The sequence below is a fragment of the Marinoscillum pacificum genome, from assembly GCF_024714495.1.
GTDB lineage: Bacteria > Bacteroidota > Bacteroidia > Cytophagales > Cyclobacteriaceae > Marinoscillum > Marinoscillum pacificum.
The window spans coordinates 158,925-184,405 of record NZ_JAMZMJ010000012.1; the positions used below are offsets into that span (position 1 = coordinate 158,925).

Consider the following 25,481-nt stretch of genomic DNA (forward strand, 5'->3'; position numbering starts at 1 on the left):
TGTTTTAATTTAAGTAATCATAAGCATTAATTGTAAGGAAATCCTCGAGTTGTTCGCTCTTCACTAGTCGATCAAAGATTTGTACAGCTTCTTTGAAACGCCCGTTTTCAAATCGTTCCTTGCCGACTAGGTCCTGAATCTTCTCGAGTTCTTCCAATTTCAGTTGTTCGTATAGTTCTATATTAATATTCGTTCCGTTTACAGTGTAGCAATTATGATGAATCCACTGCCACAGTTGTGACCTGGAGATTTCTGCAGTAGCAGCATCCTCCATTAAGTTATAAATAGCCGCAGCTCCGTTTCCACGTAACCAGCTTTCAGTATATAAGAGGCCAACGTTGATATTGGTGCGAATTCCATCAATCGTAATGGTGCCAGTAGGAGTTTGAATCAGATCTTTTGCAGATACATGCACATCCAATCGCTTGTTATCGATTTGATTTGGTGTAGACATGTGCTCATCAAAAACCTCCATGGCTACTGCAACCAGTGCTGGATGAGCCACCCAGGTGCCGTCATGACCATTGTGTACCTCACGCAATTTGTCCTGACGCACCTTTTCGAGGGCAGCTTTGTTCGCGGCTTCATCATTTTTAATCGGAATCTGAGCAGCCATTCCACCCATGGCATGTGCGCCACGCTTATGGCAAGTTTGGATAACCAGATCCGAATAACTCTTCATGAAATGAGAAGTCATATTCACCTGATCTCTATTTGGAACCGTCTTATGCTTGTTGGCTCTAAACTTCTTGATGTACGAGAAGATGTAGTCCCAGCGTCCACAGTTAAGTCCGCAAGAGTGATTTCTCAATTCATATAATATTTCATTCAGCTGGAAAGAAGCGGGCAATGTCTCGATGAGTACGGTTGCTTTGATGGTTCCTTGTGGAATGCCGAGATAACTCTGAGCAAACACAAATACTTCATTCCAAAGTTTTGCTTCAAGGTAGCTTTCGATTTTTGGTAAGTAGAAATAAGGAGCAGTTCCTCTTTTCAACAATTCATGTGCATTGTGGAAGAAATAAAGGCCAAAGTCCATGAGTGAGCCACTCGTTGGTTCGTCATGAATAAGCAAATGCTTCTCTTCCAGATGCCATCCTCTTGGTCTTACGAAAAGGGTAGCTGTATCGTCTTTTAGCGTATATAATTTTCCATTCGCAGGATTTTCAAAATCAATTTGTCTACGAATAGCGTCTCTTAGATTAATGTGACCTTCAATGTTGTTAGACCAACTAGGAGTATTGCTGTCCTCAAAATCAGCCATGAATACCTTGGCTCCTGAGTTAAGCGCATTGATCACCATCTTTCTGTCTACTGGACCAGTGATTTCTACTCTTCTATCCATGATATCCTCAGGTATAGGAGCAATCTGCCAGTCGCTGTTTCTGATTTCTTCAGTTTCCTCAAGGAAATTCGGCATGACACCAGCGTCATAAGCTTCCTGTGCGACCAAGCGATCTTGAAGTAATCTCTTTCTTCTTTGGTTAAAGCGCTCATGTAGCGCCATAAGGAAGTCCAACGCTTCCGGCGTGAGTATCTCGCTATACTTAGCCGGACTCTTACCACTTAGACGTAAGCCTAATGGGGTTTGGATTTCAGTGGTGTTTGCCTCTGCAGTAATCATCTTATTGTATGGTTAAATTCTTAAACTTGATCAAATATAGCGAAATATATTAAGCAGCGAAATTTCGCTAGTATATTTTTTTCGCTTTTTTAAATTATTTTTGGGTATGCCCAAAGAGATATTCGAGCTGAAGCTCATTTTCGGTCTTAAACTGAAGGAAATAAGGAATGATAAAGGAGTGTCCTATCAGGAGCTTCGAGAAAAAACAGGATTGTCCCTTTCTTATTTAAGTGAGATTGAAAACGGGAAGAAGTATCCCAAGGGAGATAAGATCATGGCGATAGCCAAAGCTCTGGATGTTTCTTATGATGAGTTGGTCTCCCTCAAAGTGCCTAAAAAGCTTGAGCCTGTTGTTCATCTGATCCAATCGGATTTTTTCAAAGCCTTTCCCTTGGAGCAGTTTGGACTTAATCCACAGAAGCTAGTTGAAATCATCTCTTACGATCCAGAAAAGATCAATGCTTTTATCAATACAGTACTGCAGATCGCTCGAAACTTTGAATTGAAACAAGAGAGCTTTTATTACACCGCGCTCAGGTCATACCAGGAGATTCACAACAATTACTTTGAAGAAATAGAGGAGGCAGTTGAGGAACTTCACATGGAGTTTCCAGAGTTGAAGGAGATCCCATTTCATGAAAAAGTTCTCAAGGAGATTTTATTGAAAATAGGAGTGCGTACTTCTGATGAAGAGCTTGGTAAAATAGAAGCCTTGCAAAATCTGCGATCGCTTTATGATTCTAAACTGCGATTGCTGCATTTAAATACCGGATTGAACTCTGGTCAACTCAATTTCTTATTGGGAAGAGAGATTGCCTTCCAGTGGGCCAAGGAAAAACAACGTCCGTTATCTACACCGCCACAAGGAGAGCATGCGTTTGAGCAAATACTCAATAACTATAGAGCTTCCTATTTTTCCGCAGCGCTTATGATGCCTCGAAAGGAAGTGGTTGCTGACATAAGAGAGTTTGGAAAAAATGCCAAATGGAACCCTGAAGCATTTCTTGCATTTATGGATAAGTATGATGTGACTCCAGAGATGATCATGCAGCGCTTAACCAACATTCTGCCTTCTATTTTCGGTTATGAGAATTTGTTCTTCCTACGCTTTGTAGGAAAGGGGAGTGACTATTTTACCCTATCAAAGGAGCTTCATCTCACCAAACTTCACAATCCTCACGGAAATGAATTGAATGAGCACTACTGCAGACGCTGGATATCTTTAACTATTGTGCAGGATCTAGTACAGCAACGCAAAAAGGATCCTTCAATCAAATACCTGGCAGGAATCCAAAGATCCCGTTATCTCGACTCGCCTAATGAATACTTGTGTTTGTCCATTGCTTTCCCAAATGTGAGTAACCACGAAGAGTCAGTGAGTGTGACTATTGGCTTTTTGATTGACGATTCACTCACAAAACGCATCAAATTCCTCAGCGACCCTGATATCCCAACACGATTGGTGCATACAACATGCGAACGATGCTCTATTAAAGACTGTAAGGAAAGAGTAGAGGAAGCTTATGTCTATGAAAACAGTAGCGAGTCGGATAAGGTGTTAAAGGAAATTGATGGTTTATTGTCTAGAGGAGAGTAAGGACTTAGAATTAACTCTGCAACAATAAAAAGCCTCAAACTTTTCAGCTTGAGGCGAGTAGATTAAGCAGCGGATGAATTACTTAACTGTTTCCATAAGTCAATAAAAGTATTGGCTTCTAATCTTAAAAGTGCCATCATATTAATATGTGAAAATCTAGGATTATATTTAATCAGTCTGCCTTTTCGTACATCAAGGATTGCTACCTCATAATCCTTTGGGTAAACCTCTCTCATGAGCGTTAAACTAAGCTCAGAGCTATTTTTCTCCAGATTTTGACATTTTAAATGTAGTTTGATCACAGTTATTTTACCATCAATCTCAACTCCAACTTCCGGATTAACTGAAATGATTAAATCATCGTAACCCCATAGCTTTTTGGTTGGAATGAAAAGTCTGGTACATTTAGAGGTTTTCAAAAAACGATTGTAGCCAACCAAAAGAGATTCGAAGTGTTTTTTCTTCTTTGGATTTACTCCTCTGATCAATTCTTTAATTTCATCACGTCCTAAATCTAAATCTCCATTGCGAGTTTGTCTAGTGATGAAGTTTCGAGCGATTAGATAGAAGTCTTTTTCTGGTTTGTATGGACCTCTATTGATAATTTGATTCGTATGCACAATTTTATTGGCACCTACACTCAAGACTGATTGAATAAAATCAGTCAATGTGATTTTGAAATTAACCATTGTTTTGTTGGTTTGAAATAAAACAAATGGAGAACTCATTACCTCAAAAAAACAATAGTAGTTTTTGTCTTGGGTTTTCTGAATAGAAGTGGTACTTTTAAATTATCTAAGAAAAAGTAATGGTCATCCCGCCAAGGATGTCTATTCAGAAATAGCCGATAGAGTTCTCCGACTTTTTCGGCTTTTTTTATCCTCTTTTAATTCTATTCATGGTTACAAATAAAAAACCCCTCCAAGTTTTCAACTTAAAGGGGTTCGATTATTAACAAATTAACTTCCGCACATCTCGCATCCTTCCGGATCATCTAGCGAGCATTGCATTGCTGCAGCGTTTTGTGCTTTGACATCCTCTTGTGCTGCTTGAGCTTGCTGAGGATTAGCACTTGGCTGTGCTTGTTGTTCTTTTTCAAGAGTAAACTTGATCGCGTCAGTTGCTGCTTTCGTTCTCAAGTAATACATACCTGTTTTCAAGCCTTTCTTCCATGCGTAGAAGTGCATTGAGGTCATCTTACCGAAGTTTGGATCCATCAAGTGGATGTTCAAACTCTGGCTCTGACAGATGTAAGCACCTCTATCTGCAGACATATCAATGATAGATTTTTGAGAAATTTCCCAAACAGTTCTGTATCTGTCTTTGATATCTTCTGGAATCTCTGGAATGTCCTGGATTGATCCATTGGCAGCCATGATTCTGTTCTTCATTCTTTCATCCCACAAGTTCAATTTGATCAAGTCAGTCATCAAGTGCTTGTTCACTACGATAAACTCGCCTGATAATGTTCTTCTTGTGTAGATATTAGATGTATATGGCTCGAAACATTCGTTGTTTCCAAGAATCTGTGAAGTAGAAGCTGTAGGCATTGGAGCAAGCAAGAGAGAGTTTCTTACACCATGCTTTCTAACCTTCTGCTTCAAGTCGTACCAGTCCCATCTGTTGCTATCTGGAGTTACACCCCACATATCAAACTGGAAGATACCTTTAGAAACTGGAGAACCCTTGAAGGTTTCGTATGCACCTTCTTCCTGAGCGATTTCCATTGATGTTTCCATCGCTCCGAAGTAGATTGTTTCGAAGATTTCTTTGTTCAGCTGACGAGCAGTTTCTGAATCAAAAGACATTTTCATGAGCATGAATACGTCTGCTAAACCTTGAACACCAATACCGATAGGTCTGTGTCTCATGTTAGAAGTACGTGCTTCTTTCACTGGATAGTAGTTAATGTCTATAACCTTATTCAGGTTACGCGTAGCTACCTTCGTGATCTCATAAAGTTTCTGATGGTTGAAAGTTCCATCTTCGTTTACAAACTTCGGCAAAGCGATAGACGCCAGGTTACACACCGCTACTTCATCTTTAGAGGTGTATTCCATTATCTCAGTACACAAGTTACTAGACCTGATTGTACCGAGGTTCTTTTGGTTTGACTTCTTATTTGCGTGATCCTTATAAAGGATGTACGGAGTTCCTGTTTCGATTTGAGACTCAAGGATCTCAAACCAAAGCTCTTGAGCTTTTACGGTTCTACGAGCTTTTCCTTCTTTCTCGTATTTGTCGTAAAGTTTCTCAAAATCGTCTCCATATGCTTCATATAAACCAGGAGCTTCGTCTGGGCTAAACAGTGCCCATTCACCGTTCTCCTCTACTCGTTTCATGAATAGATCCGGAATCCATAGAGCGTAGAACAAGTCTCTTGCTCTCAATTCCTCTTTACCATGATTTTTTCTTAGTTGTAAGAACTCGAAGATATCAGCGTGCCAAGGCTCAAGGTAGATCGCGAAACTACCTTTTCTTTTCCCACCACCTTGATCTACGTATCTAGCAGTCATATCAAAGTTTCTCAGCATAGGGACGATACCATTAGAAGTACCGTTGGTTCCTTTGATATAAGCACCTGTAGCTCTTACGTTGTGAATGCTAAGACCAATTCCTCCAGCTGACTGAGAGATTTTAGCGCATTGCTTCAATGTATCATAAATGCCATCAATGCTGTCATCTTGCATGCTAAGAAGGAAACAAGAAGAAAGCTGAGGCTTAGGTGTACCTGCATTGAATAATGTAGGAGTAGCGTGTGTGAACCACTTCTCAGACATTAAGTTGTAAGTTTCAATCGCCGCGTCGATATCATTCATGTGGATACCAACAGAAACTCTCATCAACATATGCTGAGGACGCTCTACAATCTTTCCATCCAACTTCATTAGGTAAGAGCGCTCCAAAGTCTTGTATCCGAAGAAATCGTAATTATAATCTCTTGTATAATCGATTGCTTCGTCTAATTTCTTTGCGTGATTTCTGATAATACCATACACTTCAGTAGAAAGAAGTGCTGCGTTCTCATCAGTTTTAGGATTTACATAAGTGTAAAGTCTCTTCATTGTAGTAGAGAAAGACTCTTCTGTTACCTTATGCAAGTTTGATATTGAGATTCTTGCCGCGAGCTTGGCAAAATCTGGGTGACGAGTAGTCATCGTAGCTGCGATCTCAGATGCAAGATTGTCTAACTCTACAGTGGTTACTCCATCATAAAGACCATCGATTACCTTTTTGGCAATTTCTACAGGTTTTACAAAGTCTGAGTTAAGACCGTCGCAAAGCTTCTCGATGCGAGCTGTGATTTTGTCGAATTTTACGGATTCCCTTCGTCCGTCTCTTTTAATTACAAGCATTTTTTTAAAAAGGCGATTTTATTGGATGGAAAATAATTGGATTATGTTTTTAGAAATCTTCGTCAAGGCTGAATTTCGGTTTATCTTCTCCTTTACTGCTGTCCATAACTCCTGCTTTTTGGTACTCACCAACTCTCTTTTCGAAGAAGTTAGTTTTACCTTGAAGCGAAATCATTTCCATGAAGTCAAAAGGATTGGTCGCATTATAAACCTTAGCACAGCCAAGTTCTACCAGAAGTCTGTCGGCAACAAACTCAATGTACTGACACATGAGGTCAGCGTTCATTCCGATAAGTTTTACCGGAAGAGCGTCGGTCACAAATTCTTTCTCGATCATCACAGCATCTTCTATAATAGAAGAAACTACCTGCTTGTCGAGTTTATTGTTAATATGGTTGTTATATAGAAGACAAGCGAAATCACAGTGAAGTCCCTCATCTCTTGAAATCAATTCGTTCGAGAAAGTAAGACCTGGCATTAGGCCTCTTTTCTTTAACCAGAAGATAGAACAGAAGCTACCTGAGAAGAAGATTCCCTCTACTGCAGCAAATGCGATCAATCTTTCCTGGAAGTTTCCTTCGTCGATCCATCTAAGTGCCCAATCGGCTTTCTTTTTCACACAGTCCATCGTTTCGATAGCGTGGAAAAGTCCGTCTTTCTCCTTATTATCTTTTACATAAGTATCTATAAGGAGTGAATAAGTCTCAGAGTGGATATTTTCGATTGCAATTTGGAAGCCGTAGAAAAATTTAGCTTCAGTGTATTGAACCTCAGACACCATGTTTTCAGCAAGGTTTTCATTCACGATGCCATCACTAGCAGCGAAGAATGCTAATACATGTTTAATAAAGTGTCTTTCACCATCATTTAATGATGCCCAGTCCTTTAGGTCTTGACTTAGATCGATTTCTTCTGCAGTCCAAAAGCTAGCCTCAGCCTTCTTATAAAACTGCCAGATATCATCGTGTTCGATCGGAAACAGTACAAATCGATCTGGGTTATCCTTTAATAACGGTTCATCTTGGCTCATAGGTCTCTTAATTTATTCAATCTTTATCCACTAGACAAATTAGATACCAACAATGTTATCCACATTGTTAATTAGTTATCCACAAACCAAATACAAATCACCCACGTTTTGTGAAAAACGCGGTTTTTCAGAGTTTGGCTAAGGTTTGGGATACAGCCTGAAGCGAAAAGTGGTTTATTTTTCTCTAGCTGCGTTTACAAATGTGTAAAAAGTCCGTGGGAAAATCAAGCTCGAAACGTAGGTGAAATACTGAGTAAAAAAAAGTTGAAAAAAAGTTATAACCTTCTGTATTGAAGGAGATTACATTAGATTTGCCTAACGATCACTTCATTAAAAAACGGCGTAGATACGGTTTTTGTAGAGTGAAAAAAAAGTGAAAAAAAGACGAATTTTTTTTTACGAAGGATTTATGCTAAGGGTTTGTTTGAAAATTAAATAACAACCTCTATCTTTGCATTCCTTTTTGAAAAAGCAAACTGAAATCATGTACGCAATAGTAGACATAGCCGGTAAACAATTCAAAGTTGAGAAAGACAACTTTGTGTACGCACCATTATTAGAAGGAGAAGCAGGATCAGCTGTAAGTTTTGATCAGGTGCTGTTGGTAGACAATGACGGTAAAATTAAAGTAGGAGCTCCTACAGTAAAAGGTGCATCAGTATCCGGAAAGATATTAGAGCATGTGAAAGGTGATAAAGTAATCGTCTTCAAGAAAAAAAGAAGAAAAGGTTACAAGAAGAAAAACGGTCACCGTCAGAATTTCTCAAAAGTATTAATCGAAGACATTAAAGGATAATATCATGGCACATAAGAAAGGTGTAGGTAGTTCTAAAAACGGTAGAGAATCAGAAAGTAAACGTCTAGGCGTAAAAATTTATGGTGGTCAGAAAGCAATCGCTGGAAACATCATCGTGCGTCAAAGAGGAACTAAGCATCATCCTGGTGATAATGTGGGTATTGGTAAAGACCATACGTTGTTTGCTTTAATAGATGGTACTGTAAGATTCAGAAAAGGAAGACAAGATCGTTCTTACGTTTACGTTGATCCAATCACTGAGTAAGAATTAAATCTTGCATAAGGCATTAAAAAAGCCCTGGCAATTGTTGTCAGGGCTTTTGTTGTTTTTAAGATGCTACTAGCTCGGCTTCCTCTTTTTTCTTTTTTGGTCTGCCAGGTAATACGGTCTCGGGCTTGAATCCGTTTTTGTAGCGTTTCTTTCTAGTTTTCCATACTTTGAAGTTGTTTTTGTTTCCAACTTCAAATTGCCATTTCATGTGCTCGGATGAACTTACCCACTTAAGGTTTTCTGCCTTGTTGTTTCTTGGGTTGTTATCCAAGTGAATGATCATGTTCAATTCCTCTGGATTTTCATTTTCTACAAACACTTTTGCCACCTCTTTGTGAGGGTATACAGTCCTTCTGCGTTTGTCGTCATCAATCAAATCCAGGAAGTAACACTTGCAGGTTTTATTCCAACGCTGCTTCATCATTTTTCCTTTGATGGTCATGTTGGTCTTACTTCCTTTGTGCCAAGTCTTACGTGTTTTACTTCTGATCTTTCCTCGAGTGGAAATCTCATAGTTGCTGAAACCATCAATTGGTTCCCATACTTCTTCTGTTTGCTGTGCCATGTTCGCTTGCTTTACATTTAACTAAAACAAGCTGGTTCTTAATGAGAAAATCGCTGCGATGAATGATTAAAGATAACTCATTTACCTTTAGTCTCAATCTATATACGGTTTAAATTGAGTCTGATATTGGGTTCCTTAGACGAACGGTTTGATTGTGTGGATAAGTGGATAAAATGCTTCCATTAAAAAATGGCTACTTGGGTTTAGGGTGCGCTCCTTTTTCATATTTCTTAGGCGCATAGAGAAATCCAAATGCTTCGGCTCCTTCCTTGGAGTGAACGGTGTGATGAACGTAATGAGCGTTCATTATACGCTTCATGTATGGAGATTTTGCTTTAAATGGAATCTTAATTCTTCGGTGTACAATCACGTCATGAAAGACAAAATAGAAAATTCCATAACCAAGTATTCCAAAGCCAACAAACTTCAGCCAGCTTAATGATTCAATCTCATAACCTGCTACGATGAGTGCTATTGAAGGAATACTAAATACCAGAGCAAAGAGGTCATTGCGCTCTAATGTGTGAGGGTGCTTCACGTGATGAGACTTGTGCCAGGTCCATAAGATGCCATGCATGATGTACTTATGGGTGAACCAGGCTACTCCCTCCATGAAGAAAAATGTGCCAACAACTAAAGCTGTGTTAATAAGGTGCTGCATTCTAATAGGAATGTAATTCGTCTCTCACTTCTTCCATTAACCACATAGGGGTGGAGGTTGCTCCACATATGCCAATGGATTCATCTGAACTAAACCAGTTTTTGTCTATTTCTGATTTGTTGGATACAAAGTAAGTGTTTGCGTTATTTTCCTTGCAAATATTATAGAGAACTTTTCCATTAGAGGATTTGGTGCCGGAAACAAATATGATCTTATCAAAGCGCTTAGCAAATTCTCTTAGCTCTTTGTCTCGATTGCTAACCTGTCTGCAGATGGTATCATTGGCGTTAACTTCTATTCCTGAGCTGGTCAATGTGTCCTTAATATTGTAGAAATTGTCTGTACTCTTCGTGGTTTGGCTGTACAAAGTAATGTTGGAAGGCAGTGCAGTCATGTCTAGTTCGTTGATGTCCTGAAAGACTACTGCTTCATTATTTGTTTGCCCTAGGAGGCCAACTACTTCAGCATGGCCGTGTTTGCCATAGATGTAGATGTTTTCTCCTTTGTCGAAAGAGTTTTTAATTCTGTTTTGGAGTTTAAGAACCACTGGGCAGCTTGCGTCAACCAATGTCAGATTGTTTTCAATCGCTAATTTGTAAGTGCTTGGAGGTTCCCCGTGTGCTCTAATAAGCACAGCTGCATCTTTAATGTCCTTTAGCTGATCGTGACAAATGATTTCAAGTCCTTTGGCTTGTAGGCGTTTAACCTCTTCGTCATTGTGAACTATGTCGCCCAGGCAGTAGAGGTGGCCTTGTTGTTCAAGAATATCTTCTGCCATCTCGATGGCATAAACCACACCGAAGCAAAATCCTGAATTTTCGTCTATGGTAACATTAAGTTTCAACATGAGCTATAGGTCAGTTTGTTAGTGAGTTAGCTTAAAAATTTGTCTAAGGATTTTGTTTGGTGGTTTGCTTAAATTTTTCGTAAAACGTTACGTTCATTAAAAGTAGTAGTAACGCGTACATAGTATCTTCTATTGGTATGGTGATTAATCTAATGCCTAAGTTCTCTTCATTGTTGTACCAGACTATCGGTTCTTCCAGGCCGTATCCTGTTAAAACGCCATTGACTAAGACGAACGGGACTAAGTGAATCAGGTATGCTGTCCAGAATTTGCCAAGCCAGTCAGGATTGTTAATTCCAGTGTATATCAGGAAGATTCCTGCAAAGAGGAAGTTCCAAAAGGTGTATAGGCGATCGAAGTTTAAAACGGCAAAAATTAACAGTAAAAAACCTATGAGGCCTGTGTTGATTTTAATGAATTTGTTTGTTTGGATGCGAGGTAGAAAATAGATCACGCATTCGTAAATAAAGACACTTGCAAAAGGTACCGTGATGAAAAACAGGATTTCTTCAATTGGTAAATTGAAAATGTAAACACCCATTAGGTAGCGAGAATTGAACCCCCAGACACCAATGCGAGTGAATAGAATGTCCCATGCTATAAAGAATGCACCAGTAATGGCAATGCCAATAAACAGTGCGTTCCACTTTTTGGCGTATTTAATTCTTGGTTCAAAAGACCGGAGCAGAGGAAAGGAAACAGTGAATAGGTGCAGTATGAAATACAGGTATTTCATACAAGTGCGTTTAGTCTGTTTAATAACAAGGTCTTGCTTAATAGTAGCATCTTCTTCATGTCAGGCACTCTTACTCGTTCGGAAAGGATTTTAGAAGAAGGTAGGTTTTTGATTTTTTTGAAAAGCTGTAAGTAATAGATGTATGCTAAATATACGCCAGCTTTTGCGCCTTTGGGTAGTCTTTTGATTCCTTCCAATGCAGCATCAAAGTCCGCAGCTATATCAGCTTCGATGGTCGTTTTGTCTTCCTCAGTAAAGTTTTCAAAGTTTACTCCAGGGAAATATACACGACCCCTTTCCTTGAAGTCGCTTTTTAGATCGCGTAGGAAGTTTACTTTTTGGAAGGCTGCACCTAGACGCTTGGCTGAAGGTTCTAGTTTGCTGTATTCTATTTCATCTCCTTCGCAAAACACTTTTAGGCACATGAGTCCAACTACCTCAGCGGAGCCATAGATGTACTCTTCATAGCCTGCTTGATTGTAGTTTTCATTGTTTAGGTCCATTTTCATGCTATGAAGGAATGCATCGATCATATGATGAGGGATTTTGAACTTATTGACCACCATCTGAAAGCTGTGTAATACCGGGTTTAGGCTTATTTTTTCTTTGATGGCTAAATAGGTGTCAGTTTCAAATCGCTCGAGTAATTCTTTTTTGTTGTGATCGTGAAAGGTGTCAACTATTTCATCTGCATATCTCACATATCCATAAATAGCATATATGGGCAAGTGAAAGCGCTTATCCAGGGTTTTAATGCCAAGTGTAAACGAAGTGCTGTAGTGCTGAGTGATCAACTTGCTGCACTTGAGGGTGGTTTCACTAAATAGGTCCATATTTAAATCTACTTAAAATCTTTTTGTATTTCTCTAGCTACGACCTCACCTGAGATGATGGATGGTGGTACGCCAGGTCCTGGAACGGTTAATTGACCAGTGAAATAAAGATTTTTCAGTTTTTTATTTTTTAATGAAGGTTTAAGGATAGCTGTCTGCATTAGTGTATTGGCTAAGCCGTAAGCATTTCCTTTAAAGGAGTTGTAGTCATTAATGAAGTCTTTGTGGGCGAAGCTTTTTTTGCAAACCACATGATCTCTGATATTGGTGCCTGTGAAAGACTCCAGCCTATCCATGACGATCTGGTAATAATGCTCTCTTGTTTCTTCAGTGTCTTGAAGGTCTGGAGCAACAGGAATTAGGACAACCAGATTTTCGTGACCTTCAGGTGCTACAGATTTATCGGTTTTGGAAGTTGCTGAAGTATATAATAGTGGCTTGGTTGGCCATTTTGGATCTTGGTAAATTTCTTTGGCGTGTTGTTTAAAGTCTTCATCAAAAAACAGCACATGGTGTAGCATGTTGGGTAGTTCTTTGTTTACTCCTATATAAAAGAGTAGAGAGGATGGGGCCATTACTCGTTTGTCCCAATAGCTTTCTGAATAATTTCGATATTCCGTTGGGAGTAGTTGTGATTCTATGTGATGGTAATCTGCGCCGCCAACTACTACATCGAAATCATATGCTCCTTTGGTAGTGATGACTTTTTCAATGGATTTATTTTTATAGCTGAAACCTGTTACTGCTTCATCCATTAATAGTTCTACGCCGAGTTCTTGCGCCAGTGATACCATGGCTTCTACAACTTTGAACATTCCTCCTTGCGGGTACCAGGTCCCAAGTGAAATGTCTGCATAGTTCATTAGACTATATAATGCAGGTGTATTTTCGGGTGTGCTGCCCAGGAAAAGAACTGGGAATTCCAATAATTCGATCAGTTTACCATTCTTGAAAAACTTTCGAATATGTTTACTCATGGAGGTGAAAACATCCATTTTAAGTAAGCCAGTTAGTAATCTCGGGTCCGCAAACTCTGTAATTGACCTACTTGGTTTGTAAACCAAGTCATTAATGCCAACTTGATATTTATATTCTGCTTGTTTAAGAAATTGGCGTAAGCCTTTTGAGGATCCTGGCTCCAATCTTTCGAATAATGCTTCCATTTCCAGCATCGAGGCTGGTAAGTCGACATGTTCATCTTTAAACTTTACTCTGTAGCTAGGATCTAATCTGTCAAGCTGATAGTAATCAGATGGCTTTTTATTGAATTGAGAAAAAAAGTGTTCAAACACATCCGGCATCCAGTACCAGCTCGGTCCCATATCAAAAGTAAAGCCAGACAATTGGAGTTGTCTGGCTCGTCCTCCCGGAGTTGTATTCTTTTCTATTACAGTAACGTTGTAGCCTTTCTTGGCTAAATGGCATGCGGCCGAGAGACCAGCGAATCCGCTACCAATAACTGCGATTTTTTTTTCCATTAGTTTTTCTTGCCGTAAACTTTAAGCTTCGTTTTTAGCTCTTTTCTGGCAATATGTATTCTATTTTTTACTGTACCTATCGGAATTTCTAATTTATCTGCAATCTCGTGGTATTTGAACCCTCTGAAGTGCATCATGAAAGGTACTTTATACGCATCTTGAAGTTTATCGATAGCGAAATTGATGTCTTTCATGGCGAAATTGGTGTATGCGCCATTCTGTATCGTGCTATCTGTAGAGTTGATATAATGTAAATTCTCGGTAGTATCAATGAATGTGTTTCTTCTCATCATTCGCTGATAGTTGGTAATGAATGTATTTTTCATAATTGTGTACATCCAAGCCTTCAGGTTTGTGCCCTCTGCAAACTTATCTCTATTAGTAAAAGCCTTAAGAATAGTTTCTTGAAGAAGGTCATTAGCATCCTCCATATCCTTAGTCAGCTTTAGAGCGAATGGTTTTAAAGAACTTGTTAATTGATCGACTTTATAACTGAATTCAATTGCTGTCATGGTTGTGGAATTTAATTTTGTTTAATTCAAAGATATAAAACGTTAAACAGAAATCCAAAGCTTTGTTTAGCAATAATTCAATAAACATAAACAAATATACGTGTCTGTACATTTAAAAGTTGCGTAAAAATGCTTTAAATACTGTTTAAATGTATTTTTATGATTGTCGACGTGAAGTTTTGATAATATTTTGTTTAACAAACCTTCACAAAAGATCATTTAGGTGAACGTATAGCAAACCCATGAATCTCTTCCACAAAATGTAAGTTGTAGATGATTCTTGTGTATAAATTGAATAAAGTACTTTCATCAAGTACCTTTCTTCGAAGGATACAGATTTGGTGTTTTAAGAGAGTATGACGAAGTTGACTTCTAGCGAAGTTTTAAAATGGGAGCAAATACATAGGGACTAGCTGTTATGCTATACTCATAGTATTTTCTTCTACGAACTGAATAAGCTGTTCCAATCTGTTGAAGATGGTGACGTTTTCTGGAGTTTCTACATCCTGACCTACTACTTGAAAGCCTGTAAGTAAAATGTGGGTGTCAGGGAATGATGCGGCCAATCGGTCTACATATCCTTGTATTTCGCTAGGGCCTGGAGTGGTTGTGATAACAGAAAGTATGTAATCTGGCTTGTGCACTTCATAGACAGCAGCCAAATCCATATACGGCAAGGACTGTCCCAGATAAACTGTTCTGTTATTTCTGGATTTGATAATGAAGTCGGCGAAAAGCAGACTCAACTCATGTAGTTCACCTTCTGGTAGGTAAAGAATATATTTTCTAGCTTTTTCGCTACTAACGAAATATTGGCCATCAATGGCGGCAATCAGTTTCTGGCGAACAAGGTTAGAAATGAAATGTTCTTGAGCTGGATTAATGGCACCTGTTTGCCACAATATCCCAATCTTAGAAAGGAAAGGGTAGATGACGTTGATCATCGTTTTTTCAAACCCAAGTTTCAGAATGTTCGAAGAGATAATTTTTTCGAATCGTTCTTCATCCAAATCTACCATAGCGATGGTCAGTGAATGAATCTGCTCAGGGTATCGGAGATTTCTTTCTGTTAATTTAATGACCTCACGCTGCATATCGTTTTCGGTCATTTCGGCAATCTTGGAAATTTTAACTCCGTTCTCTTTTAGTAGAGCGACATTCAAAATAAGTTTTAGATCATGATCATCATAATACCGAATATTGGTATCAGTTCGCTTAGGCTGAATTAGCTCATAGCGTTGCTCCCATATTCTGATAGTATGGGCTTTGATGCCAGACAAATGTTCTAAATCTCTTATCGAAAACGTGCTCATCCGTTACTTCTTAATCTTAATCAACCTTCCTACAAAGAACATTAGGGTTTCTTTCATAACTCCAGATTGCTCAAAAGTGTTTAAAACTTGAAGAAAATCTGAAGTATGATAAAGTAGAAAGCTTGTGAACTAACAGTTATAGTAGATTGTTTGTTGAAACTTTTCCGTAATAAAAAATGAAACAGCACCTGAATAATAAGTGCGGTTCCTAACCACCCTATGTAATTGCTTGCAGGAATAATATTATTCTCCCAGGACCAGTAATCAAGCCTAATTGCTATTGGCTCAATAAAAAAATCTAATCCAACCATTGCTCCAGCCGCCACTAATATTTTCATTGCTGGATGCATATCTAGCTGGGAACTAATCACTCCAAAACAATAGGCAAGTATAAACCAATTGATTCCTATCAGTAAAGGAACATCAAAAAGTTTGAATCCTAATGTTTCTCCGTAGGCGTAGTTTCCGAATGGCCATCCAGTTGTCACGCCCAGTACTTCCACTCCAAACCCGATAGTGGTTGATAATAAAATAAAGTAAATCAAATGTGCTATAGAACCACGGTGACAATAAGTGAGTAGGCCAAATGTGATCAATAAGTTGAACGGAGTTAATGATACAACCAGTTCTCTTGTGACCGGTATAGCGGTTCCAACTACTCCAACTAAATGGAGAATTATGATGATGCACGATACAATATTGTCTTTGCTGTAGGTCATTGAGGGAGAAACTACTTACGTTTGAGTTGGTTTTAAAAATTCAAAATTCTTATGGTTTTATATAATGTGACGGTGAATGTAGAGGATGGCGTTTTGCAGGATTGGATGACCTGGATGAAAAATCACCACATTCCTGAAATCATGTCTACTGGTTGCTTTGTTGAAAATAAAATGTTGCGTTTGATCAATGATGATCCTGAAGCTCAAGGTCAAACTTTTGCCGTTCAATATTATGCAAAAAGTATGAGCATGGTAAATGACTATCTACAAAACCATGCTCCTGCAATAGCTCAAAAACATGTTCAGCGCTATATGAACAGATGTGTTTCATTCCGAACTGTTTTGGAAGAGATCTAAAAGTTGATATTACAATTAAGCCATTCATCTTCTATATTGGCACCGTACTTTTTATAGAAGTTGATGGCTGGTTCGTTCCAGTCTAGTACTTGCCACATCATACCAGTAGCACCTTCTTTTTTGCCGATTTCTATCGTTTCTTCGAAGAGTAATTTACCAATGCCAGATCCTCTTTTAGATTCGGTAACGATCAAATCTTCCAGGTAAATTCGTTTTCCTTTCCAGGTAGAGTATCTCCAATAGTACATAGACATGCCATGAATGGTGTCGTTTTCTTCTGCGACAATGAAGCCATACACTGGGTTTTCACCGAATCCGTCTTTTTCCATCATTTCCAGTGTGTTGGTCACTTCATTAGGGGCTTTTTCATACAAAGCCAGTTCTTTGATTAACTCGAGAGCTCTTGGAAGGTCTTCAATGGTTCCTTTTCTGATGATCATGAATGATGCTATCTAGTGTTTATTGTGAAATAATTAATCGTATTTGATAAGTCCTAAATTACCATAATTACAAAAATGCCTTTTAATGCTTTAAATTTGGTCTTTATTATAATATTCTTAGTTATCTTTCATTGATAGTCAAAATCTACCGCCTTTGAAATATCCAATGATTAAAGTACTCGGACTAACTTTTTTGTTTTGTTTGTCCTTCTTTTACGGATTCGCACAGAGCCCTGAGAACGGTGTTATTGACCTGCGAAACGTAGGTGATGATTTTTCATGGGTAGACCTTGATGGAGATTGGTATCTTCATTGGGAGAAACTTTATGATGGGGCAGATCTTGCCACAGGTGGTCAGTTGGCACCATTTCCTCGAGTTTGGAATGATGAACCACTGACTGGTAATGCGTCAACAGGCTATGCTACTTATCAACTCAAGGTATTACTTGATCCAACTAAGAAATTTGCCATATATACTCCAGCAGTCTACAATGCTTATCGCTTTTATATCAATGGAGTGTTGATTTCCAGTAATGGTCAGGTAGGTACTACTGAGGAAACCACAGAACCAAAATGGATACAAATCACCAGTGCGATAGATCAGGATATCCTTAAAGAGACCAATGTATTTACATTGCAAATAGCCAATTTCAGTCATCATAGAGGTGGTCCGGTTGATAGTATCCTGCTTGGTGATAGACAGCAACTAACAAGCTATAAGAATTATGTTTTCTTCCTGGATGCGATCCTTACAGGTGCATTGATTATGGGGGGGATGTTTTTTCTAGGACTGTATTTGTACGGTAGAAGGCAACGTAACATCCTTTATTTCGCACTATTCTGTATCACATTTAGCTATTATGTCTTTGGTAGCGGTAATTATGTGATGCATTGGTTGTTTCCCCGCATTCCCTGGTTGCTGTCTATTAAGTTAGAGTATGTGTCTGTGTATCTTCTGACAATATTATTGTTGAAATACACCTATGCCACATATCCTGAAGATGGACCACAGGTTCTTGAGAAGGTGGTGGTTTACGTCAGTTTAGCCTTTTTAGCAGCTGCGGTTATATTGCCGCCAACCATATTTACCTTTTTGCAGAGCTTTTTCTTGATTTTCATTTTCGGTGTAATAGGATTAGGCTTCTACATTTATTTGAATGCGCTATTGCGAAAACGTCCTGGCTCTAAATTTGCAATGATTTCTGCAAGTGTGATTTTAATGGCGTTGCTTCTTCAGGTATTGGATAGACTTTCTGTTTTTGATTTGCCTGCTTTTCTGGTGCCTTTGAGCTATATGATCTTTTTCTTTTTACAATCAATCACTACCTCTCAACAGGTGGCACTGGCCTGGAGACAAGCAAAAGAAGAGGCTGAAGCAAGCACCAGGGCCAAGTCGGATTTCTTGTCCACAATGTCCCATGAGATTAGAACACCGATGAACGCTGTGATCGGGTTGACCCATCACTTGTTATATAGTCATCCAAGAAACGATCAAAAGAAAACGCTGGATACTCTCAAATTCTCTTCTGAGAACTTACTTCGTTTGATTAATGATATTTTGGACTTTAATAAACTAGAGTCCGGAAAACTGATCATTGAAGAAGCTGTTTTTAATATCAAAGAGCTTGGTCAAAACCTGGTAGATGGTTTCAAGACCACAGCGGAAGAAGTAAAAACTCAAGTGGTTTTTGAGTACGATGAAGATCTACCTGTTATGTATTTGGGTGATGCTGGGAGGTTGACCCAAGTTCTCTCTAATTTGATTAATAATGCGATCAAGTTTACCAAAAACGGGACAGTAACCTTGCGAATCAAGCAGGTAGAAAGAGAGCCTGAGAGTATTTTGGTGGCATTTGATGTAGAAGATACTGGTATTGGAATATCTAAAGCTCATCAGCAAAAGATTTTTGAGCGATTCAATCAAGCGAATACCTCTATTAACAGAACTTACGGAGGTACTGGATTGGGATTGGCTATCAGTAAAAAAATACTGGAGTTGCAAGGAGTTGATATTCAGCTTGAAAGTGAATTGGGGAAAGGTTCAAAGTTCTTCTTCGAACAACGATTCAAAATCGCTAAAGGTGTACGTAAAACTGTGGCTAAACCTAGCCAGTTGGTCGATCCACTTCTTGATAAAAGAATTCTTCTGGTAGAGGATAATGATGTCAATGTGATGGTGGCTCAACGATTCCTCGAAAAATGGCATTGCAGAATTGGCTATGCAAAGAATGGAGAAGAGGCTCTGGAAGTGTATGGGGATGATAAGTTTGACTTAATTCTTATGGATTTACAGATGCCAATAATGGATGGCTATACCGCTACGAAAGAGTTGAGAGCAAGAGGATGTAAGTTGCCTATCTTGGCACTAACAGCTGCGGCATTATCTGATATTGAAATAAACATTAAGTCTGCAGGGTTGGATGATCTGGTAGTAAAACCATTCCATCCTGAACATTTGTATAACAAACTCGTCAAGCATTTGGTGGAGATTCCAAATGAACAAAAGGAAAACGCTGAAGCACAGCAATCACAGTCTGTTGGACAAGAAGATTTAAAAAATTAAGGCCTCATTCGAGGCCTTAATGATTACATGTCTTTCTTAGCTATTTCAGGAATTACTCCCATGTTGTACCAGGCAAATGCATAGGCATCCGCTGCTTGTTCTATACTCTTAGAGATAGGAGTTCCGGCACCGTGTCCAGCATCGGTTTCAATTCTTATCAAAACTGGTGTGCTGCCAGTGTGCGCCTCTTGCAATCCTGCAGCAAACTTAAAAGAGTGTGCAGGAACTACTCTGTCATCATGATCTGCGGTAGTTACCATCGTTGCTGGATAATCTGCTGCATCCAAATTGTGTACAGGAGAGTAGTTCAATAGGTAATCAAACATTTCTTTAGAATCTTCGGATGTGCCATAATCATATGCCCATCCAGCTCCAGCTGTGAATTTGTGGTATCTCAACATGTCCATTACGCCAACCGCTGGGAATGCCACTCTAGCTAAATCAGGTCGCTGAGTCATCGTGGCTCCAACTAATAATCCACCATTAGAACCACCGGCAATTGCCAAATAGTCGCTAGTTGTATAATTCTCTTTGATTAGGTATTCTCCAGCAGCGATGAAATCATCGAATACATTCTGTTTTTGCATTTTAGTGCCGGCAATGTGCCATGCTTCTCCATATTCGCCACCACCTCTGATGTTTGGCTGTGCATAGATTCCTCCATTTTCTAACCAAAGAATTCTACTGGTGCTAAATGATGGTCTCAGGCTGACATTGAATCCTCCATACGCGTATAGATAAGTTGGGTTTTTGCCATTTTTCTCTAAGCCTTTTTTGTAGGTAATGAACATTGGGATTTCCGTTCCGTCCTTACTCTTGTAGAAAACTTGTTCTGTCACATAGTCTTCAGGATTGAAATCAATTTCTGGTTGTTCGTATAGCTCGGATTTACCGCTTTCGATATCGTATTTAAAAATGGTACTTGGATAAGTAAACGATGTGAATGAATAGTAAAGGGTCTTATCATCTTCTTTACCTCCAAATCCACCAGCAGAACCAATTCCTGGTAATTCAACATCTCTTACTAATTGACCATCCATGTCGTATTGCTTGATGGCTGTTTTCGCATCTTCCAGGTAATTTGCGAAAATGTATCCGCCAGCAGTGCTCGCTCCCAATACATTTTCTGATTCTGGGATAACGTCAACCCAAGTTTCTGTGATTGGATTATCGATAGTTGTAGATACTACTCGATTGTTTGGTGCATCCGCATTCGTTTGAATGTAGAGTTTGTCACCAACTGTTGTTAATAGTGATTTCTCAGTTTCCATGTTTTCATCAACAGGAATAATCTTTGAGTTTGGATCATTCAAGTCTTTAATGAAAAGAACATTGCCACTAGTACTGGTAGCAGCACCAATTGCCAGGTATCTATTGTCTTCAGATACGCCTCCATATATGTATCGATATGGCTGAGCTTCTCCACCAAATATCAATTCATCAGACGACTGTGGAGTTCCTAGTTTGTGGTAATAGAGTTTATGGTATTGAGTCTTTGCAGAGAGCTCACTTCCTTCTTTTGGTTTGTCATAAGAGCTGTAATAGAAGCCATCGTTGCCTCTCCAGCTCATGCCGCTAAACTTAATATTCTGAAGAGTGTCTTCTACAATTTCTTTGGTTTCAGTATTCATGACGATCGCCTTTCTCCAGTCCGAACCGCCAACAGAGATTAAGTAACCAAACAAAGATCCATCATCAGTGAAGCTTGTTGAAGCAAGTGAAATGGTTCCGTCTTCTCTGAATTTGTTTGGATCTAAAAATACTTCCGCTTCAGAATCAGCGTCTTTTCTTCTGTACAGGACACTTTGATTTTGCAAGCCATCATTCTTGTAGAAATATTCCCATTCTCCATGTTTAGTAGGAGCAGAGACTCTTTCGTAATTAAACAATGTTTCTAGACGTGACTTAAGCTTGTCTCTGAACGGGATATTGTTGAGATAGGCAAATGTTACTTTGTTCTGATCCGCAACCCAGTTGCCAGTTTCTTCAGATAAGTCATCTTCTAACCAACGGTATGGATCAGGTACTTCAGTTCCGAAGTAAGTGTCAACAGTATCTACTTTCATAGTGCTGGGATAGGTCAGGTCGGCAGTAGGCTTCTCTTCTTGTTTTTGAGGAGAACATGCAACTACGCCACCAATTAGTAATGCAGGGATAATCTTCTTCATGTATATAATTCACATTTTTCACCATGAAGATAAAAAAAGGGATCCCAATGATAGGATCCCTTTGAAGAACTTTACATGAATGGCTTCTTATTTCGTTATCATGGACATTCCAGTATATGGCTGAAGTACCTCTGGTACTTTGATGCCTTCTGGAGTTTGATTGTTCTCCAAAATGGCAGCCAATATTCTTGGAACCGCCAATGCTGAACCATTTAAGGTATGAGCTAACTGCTTTTTATTGTCAGCGTTTTTATATCTCAATTTCAATCTGTTAGCCTGATAGGTTTCGAAGTTAGATACAGAACTTACTTCTAACCATTTCTTTTGAGCTGCAGAGTATACTTCAAAATCATAAGTGATAGCAGAGGTAAATCCTAAATCTCCGCCACATAGTCTCAAGATTCTATATGGCAAGCCAAGGCTCTTAACTAACTTCTCTACATGAGCTACCATTTCGTCTAGCAACTCATAAGATTTATCTGGGTTAGCTATTTGAACAATCTCTACTTTATCAAATTGATGTAGTCTGTTCAAGCCACGAACATGTGCTCCCCAAGATCCTGCTTCTCTTCTGAAGCAAGGAGTATATCCTACGTGTTTGATTGGAAGTTCTGCTTCATTCACAATCACGTCTCTATAAATATTGGTGATTGGGACTTCAGCTGTTGGGATCAAGAACAAGTTAGAATCCGTGATTCCGTACATCTGACCTTCTTTATCTGGAAGCTGGCCGGTACCATACCCTGAATCTTCGTTGATCAGAATAGGAGTCTGTACTTCTACATATCCAGCTTTTTGTGCTTCATCCAGGAAGTAGTTGATCATGGCTCTCACCATGCGTGCACCTGCACCTTTATAGAAAGGGAAACCTGCGCCGGTTACTTTATTACCTAATTCAAAGTCAATAATGTCATACTCGCTAATCAAATCCCAATGTGGTTTAGCGTCTTCTCCTAGTGTTGGAGTAGCACTATCATCAACTTTTACCACCTCATTGTCATCTTCGCTCTTACCAGCAGGGACAATCGGGTTTGGAATATTTGGGATGTTGTATAGTTTGTTTAGCAGCTGATCCTGAATAAAGCTCATTTGCTCTGAAAGTGCTTTATCTTTTTCTTTCAGCTCAGCTGTTTCTGCTTTAGCTGCCTCTGCTTCATCTTTTTTTCCCTCTTTAAAAAGTTGGCCGATTTGCTTTGCCAGCTGGTTCGATTTTGCCTTTACTTCATCCAGTTCTTGTTGTGTCTTCTTTCTTTGATCGTCAAGATCGATCACTTCATTAAGCAAATCTTTTGCATTTTGAATGCCTCTTTTGCCTAACCCTTCAACGAATTTGTCTAGGTTTTCCTGAATGTTATTTACTTGTAGCATGTTATAAAGCTTTCTGGCTATGTCAAATGAGGTTGCAAAGTAACTGGCATTCCGTCAATAAAGGAAGTGAACCGTCAAAATATTGGTTTTTAGCGCTTGACAGAATTTAACCTCGTTTATTTGTGAAATAGTGGACGTTAACCTATACTTGTGGAGCAATTCAAGTGGAACTCCACTTAATTTTTATCCTATTCGATATTTTATCTTAATCTCCGCACGTTTCTAACCAGCGGAACCAGTTTAAAACCCACGTATTAATTTATGTACACTTTAGATGATTTGAGTGTAAGGCTCCTTTCAGAATTGAGAGAGATTGCCGAAGATCTTGGTATTAAAAACGCCAAGAAAACAGCTAAAAAGGATCTGATCTACGAAATCCTTGACAAGCAAGCAACATTACCCGATGGCGAATTGAAGAAGTTGAAAAAAGACAAGTCTGAAGATCAAAAAGCAGCCCCTGCTAAAGAAAAAGAAGACAAGCCTAAGAAGAAGCCAACACACAAAAAGAGAGAAAACGTAAAAGAAGCACCTAAGAAAGAAGAAAAAAGTGCTGATGATCTGTTGAAATCTCTTGATATAGAAATTGAAAATTCTGACGAGAAGCCTGCGAAGGAAGAAAAACCAGCAGAGAAGTCAGAAAAATCTGAAGACAGAGGTCCTCGTAAGAGAAGAGAAAATGATCCTCGTGCTAAGAAGGAGTCCAACAACGACGACAGCAGTACTAGCAAAGGAGGAGAATCTCGTGAAAATAGAGGAGAATCTCGTGAAAATAACAGAGATCAAAGAAAAGACAACCGTAACGAACAGAGAAGCAAAAAAGCTCAGTTCAACGAGGATGTAAAAGAATTTGATGGAATGATCGAGAACGAAGGTGTTCTTGAAATTATGCAGGATGGTTACGGTTTCTTGAGATCAAGTGACTACCACTACCTTGCAAGTCCAGATGATATTTATGTTTCTCCATCTCAAATCAAATTGTTTGGTTTGAAAACAGGAGATACTGTAAAAGGGCAAATCAGACCTCCAAAAGATGGGGAAAAGTATTTTGCTCTATTAAGAGTAGAGAGTGTGAACGGTAAAACGACTGAGGAAATCAGAGACCGTGTTGCATTTGAATATTTGACTCCTCTATTCCCAGATCAAAAATTAAATTTAAGCTCTAAGGCAGATAATTATTCTACTCGTATTGTTGACCTGTTTGCACCAATTGGTAAAGGTCAAAGAGGGATGATTGTTGCACAGCCTAAGACAGGTAAGACGGTGCTTTTGAAGAATATAGCTAATGCTATAGCAGAAAATCACCCTGAGGTTTACTTGATGATCTTATTGATCGATGAGCGTCCGGAAGAGGTGACTGACATGGCTAGATCAGTGAAGGCAGAAGTAGTTGCTTCTACTTTTGATGAGCAAGCTGATAAGCACGTAAAAGTATCTAGCATCGTATTGGAAAAAGCTAAGAGAATGGTAGAGTGTGGTCACGATGTAGTGATCCTTCTTGACTCTATCACAAGATTGGCTAGAGCGTACAATACGGTAGCTCCATCATCAGGTAAAATCTTATCAGGTGGTGTGGATGCTAATGCATTGCATAAGCCTAAGAGGTTCTTTGGTGCAGCGAGAAATGTAGAGAACGGTGGTTCATTGACTATCATCGCTACAGCATTGATCGAAACTGGATCTAAGATGGATGAAGTAATCTTTGAAGAATTCAAAGGAACAGGTAACATGGAACTTCAATTGGATAGAAAACTATCTAATAAGAGAGTTTACCCTGCTATCGATGTGCCTGCATCTGGTACTCGTCGTGAGGATCTTCTTATGGATAAAGAAGAACTTCAGAGAGTATGGATCCTACGTAAGTTTATGTCTGACATGAACAGTAACGAAGCAATGGAATTCCTTTTAAGCAAAATGAAAGGAACTAGAAATAATGATGAGTTCTTAATCTCTATGAACGGTTAAGAGACTGTCAAGACAAATGAAAAGCCTGGTTGAGCAATCAATCAGGCTTTTTTATGCTCTTTATTGAAAATGATTTTTCTGATAATTATATCCTGTTGAAGCGGGATAGGAAAAAACTATTAATCGTCAATATTCAATAAAGTTTTTGGATGACCAACGGTCAGGTCCTGAAATAGGTTGACACAAACAGTGTCAAAAATGGATAAACAAGAAAAGTCAAATGACTTGGTAAAATACAAATCAGGCTCAGGTTATCGAGCGTCTTTCAAACATCATGTGGTTTTG

22 protein-coding genes are annotated in these 25,481 nt (G+C 39.0%); 6 read left to right on the plus strand and 16 right to left on the minus strand.

Features of this window, described 5'->3' with window-relative positions; genetic code table 11:
• Nucleotides 1-4: 4 nt before the first annotated feature.
• Nucleotides 5-1,624 carry a malate synthase A gene (aceB, locus tag NXS00_RS21540; protein ID WP_258101347.1) on the minus strand — a complete coding sequence of 540 codons (1,620 nt, stop codon included), beginning with the start codon at nt 1,622-1,624 and terminating at the stop codon, nt 5-7.
• A gap of 106 nt (nt 1,625-1,730) precedes the next feature.
• On the opposite strand from aceB, the gene NXS00_RS21545 reads away from it, so the two are divergent.
• Nucleotides 1,731-3,221: an XRE family transcriptional regulator gene (locus NXS00_RS21545; RefSeq protein WP_258101348.1), complete on the plus strand. Its 1,491-nt coding sequence runs from the start codon at nt 1,731-1,733 to the stop codon at nt 3,219-3,221.
• A 62-nt stretch (nt 3,222-3,283) separates the two neighbouring features.
• Here NXS00_RS21545 and NXS00_RS21550 read toward each other — a convergent pair whose 3' ends face one another.
• The 3 genes from NXS00_RS21550 to NXS00_RS21560 all read right to left on the minus strand — a co-directional run bounded on the left by NXS00_RS21550 (nt 3,284) and on the right by NXS00_RS21560 (nt 7,607).
• The gene (locus NXS00_RS21550) at nt 3,284-3,910 is read right to left on the minus strand and encodes a hypothetical protein (protein ID WP_258101349.1); all 627 of its coding nucleotides are present in this window, start codon (nt 3,908-3,910) and stop codon (nt 3,284-3,286) included.
• Between the two features lie 270 nt (nt 3,911-4,180).
• A complete protein-coding gene (locus NXS00_RS21555) occupies nt 4,181-6,577 on the minus strand; it encodes a ribonucleoside-diphosphate reductase subunit alpha (RefSeq protein ID WP_258101350.1) in 2,397 nt (798 codons plus the stop codon).
• A gap of 49 nt (nt 6,578-6,626) precedes the next feature.
• Nucleotides 6,627-7,607, minus strand: a complete 981-nt coding sequence (locus tag NXS00_RS21560; protein ID WP_258101351.1) for a ribonucleoside-diphosphate reductase small subunit — start codon at nt 7,605-7,607, stop codon at nt 6,627-6,629.
• Nucleotides 7,608-8,091: 484 nt separating this feature from the next.
• Between NXS00_RS21560 and rplU the strand changes: the two genes are divergently transcribed.
• On the plus strand, nt 8,092-8,403 hold the full coding sequence (rplU, locus tag NXS00_RS21565) for a 50S ribosomal protein L21 (RefSeq protein ID WP_258101352.1): 312 nt from the start codon (nt 8,092-8,094) through the stop codon (nt 8,401-8,403).
• A gap of 4 nt (nt 8,404-8,407) precedes the next feature.
• Nucleotides 8,408-8,668 (plus strand): 50S ribosomal protein L27, encoded by a 261-nt coding sequence (rpmA, locus tag NXS00_RS21570; RefSeq protein WP_258101353.1) that lies wholly within the window; start codon nt 8,408-8,410, stop codon nt 8,666-8,668.
• 64 nt (nt 8,669-8,732) lie between these two features.
• Here the strand turns inward: rpmA and NXS00_RS21575 are convergent, their stop codons facing one another.
• The 9 genes from NXS00_RS21575 to NXS00_RS21615 form a co-directional block, all read right to left on the minus strand.
• The gene (locus NXS00_RS21575; RefSeq protein ID WP_258101354.1) at nt 8,733-9,239 is read right to left on the minus strand and encodes an NUMOD4 domain-containing protein; all 507 of its coding nucleotides are present in this window, start codon (nt 9,237-9,239) and stop codon (nt 8,733-8,735) included.
• Nucleotides 9,240-9,432: 193 nt separating this feature from the next.
• The gene (locus tag NXS00_RS21580) at nt 9,433-9,900 is read right to left on the minus strand and encodes a sterol desaturase family protein (RefSeq protein ID WP_258101355.1); all 468 of its coding nucleotides are present in this window, start codon (nt 9,898-9,900) and stop codon (nt 9,433-9,435) included.
• 1 nt (nt 9,901) lies between these two features.
• Nucleotides 9,902-10,747, minus strand: coding sequence for a 4-hydroxy-3-methylbut-2-enyl diphosphate reductase (locus NXS00_RS21585; RefSeq protein ID WP_258101356.1), 846 nt, complete (start codon nt 10,745-10,747; stop codon nt 9,902-9,904).
• 43 nt (nt 10,748-10,790) lie between these two features.
• On the minus strand, nt 10,791-11,483 hold the full coding sequence (locus tag NXS00_RS21590; protein WP_258101357.1) for a lycopene cyclase domain-containing protein: 693 nt from the start codon (nt 11,481-11,483) through the stop codon (nt 10,791-10,793).
• Nucleotides 11,480-12,316, minus strand: coding sequence for a phytoene/squalene synthase family protein (locus NXS00_RS21595; RefSeq protein ID WP_258101358.1), 837 nt, complete (start codon nt 12,314-12,316; stop codon nt 11,480-11,482). Before NXS00_RS21595 ends, NXS00_RS21590 begins: the two co-directional genes overlap by 4 nt.
• An 8-nt stretch (nt 12,317-12,324) precedes the next feature.
• Nucleotides 12,325-13,794 carry a bifunctional phytoene desaturase/3,4-desaturase gene (crtID, locus tag NXS00_RS21600; RefSeq protein ID WP_258101359.1) on the minus strand — a complete coding sequence of 490 codons (1,470 nt, stop codon included), beginning with the start codon at nt 13,792-13,794 and terminating at the stop codon, nt 12,325-12,327.
• Nucleotides 13,794-14,306, minus strand: coding sequence for an RNA polymerase sigma factor (locus NXS00_RS21605; protein ID WP_258101360.1), 513 nt, complete (start codon nt 14,304-14,306; stop codon nt 13,794-13,796). Before NXS00_RS21605 ends, crtID begins: the two co-directional genes overlap by 1 nt.
• A 416-nt stretch (nt 14,307-14,722) precedes the next feature.
• The gene (locus NXS00_RS21610) at nt 14,723-15,619 is read right to left on the minus strand and encodes a MerR family transcriptional regulator (protein ID WP_258101361.1); all 897 of its coding nucleotides are present in this window, start codon (nt 15,617-15,619) and stop codon (nt 14,723-14,725) included.
• 80 nt (nt 15,620-15,699) lie between these two features.
• On the minus strand, nt 15,700-16,338 hold the full coding sequence (locus tag NXS00_RS21615) for a carotenoid biosynthesis protein (protein WP_258101362.1): 639 nt from the start codon (nt 16,336-16,338) through the stop codon (nt 15,700-15,702).
• A 51-nt stretch (nt 16,339-16,389) separates the two neighbouring features.
• On the opposite strand from NXS00_RS21615, the gene NXS00_RS21620 reads away from it, so the two are divergent.
• On the plus strand, nt 16,390-16,695 hold the full coding sequence (locus NXS00_RS21620; protein WP_258101363.1) for a DUF4286 family protein: 306 nt from the start codon (nt 16,390-16,392) through the stop codon (nt 16,693-16,695).
• On the opposite strand, the gene NXS00_RS21625 is transcribed toward NXS00_RS21620, so the two are convergent.
• The gene (locus NXS00_RS21625) at nt 16,692-17,135 is read right to left on the minus strand and encodes a GNAT family N-acetyltransferase (RefSeq protein WP_258101364.1); all 444 of its coding nucleotides are present in this window, start codon (nt 17,133-17,135) and stop codon (nt 16,692-16,694) included. The genes NXS00_RS21620 and NXS00_RS21625 overlap by 4 nt on opposite strands.
• 166 nt (nt 17,136-17,301) lie before the next feature.
• Here NXS00_RS21625 and NXS00_RS21630 point away from each other — a divergent pair, with 166 nt between their 5' ends.
• Entirely contained in the window at nt 17,302-19,698 is a 2,397-nt protein-coding gene (locus NXS00_RS21630; protein WP_258101365.1) for an ATP-binding protein, read from the plus strand.
• A 23-nt stretch (nt 19,699-19,721) separates the two neighbouring features.
• Here the strand turns inward: NXS00_RS21630 and NXS00_RS21635 are convergent, their stop codons facing one another.
• Nucleotides 19,722-21,866, minus strand: coding sequence for a prolyl oligopeptidase family serine peptidase (locus NXS00_RS21635; RefSeq protein WP_258101366.1), 2,145 nt, complete (start codon nt 21,864-21,866; stop codon nt 19,722-19,724).
• Nucleotides 21,867-21,953: 87 nt separating this feature from the next.
• A complete protein-coding gene (gene serS, locus NXS00_RS21640) occupies nt 21,954-23,234 on the minus strand; it encodes a serine--tRNA ligase (protein WP_258101367.1) in 1,281 nt (426 codons plus the stop codon).
• A gap of 261 nt (nt 23,235-23,495) precedes the next feature.
• On the opposite strand from serS, the gene rho reads away from it, so the two are divergent.
• Nucleotides 23,496-25,196, plus strand: coding sequence for a transcription termination factor Rho (gene rho, locus NXS00_RS21645; protein WP_258101368.1), 1,701 nt, complete (start codon nt 23,496-23,498; stop codon nt 25,194-25,196).
• The last annotated feature ends 285 nt before the right edge of the window (nt 25,197-25,481 follow it).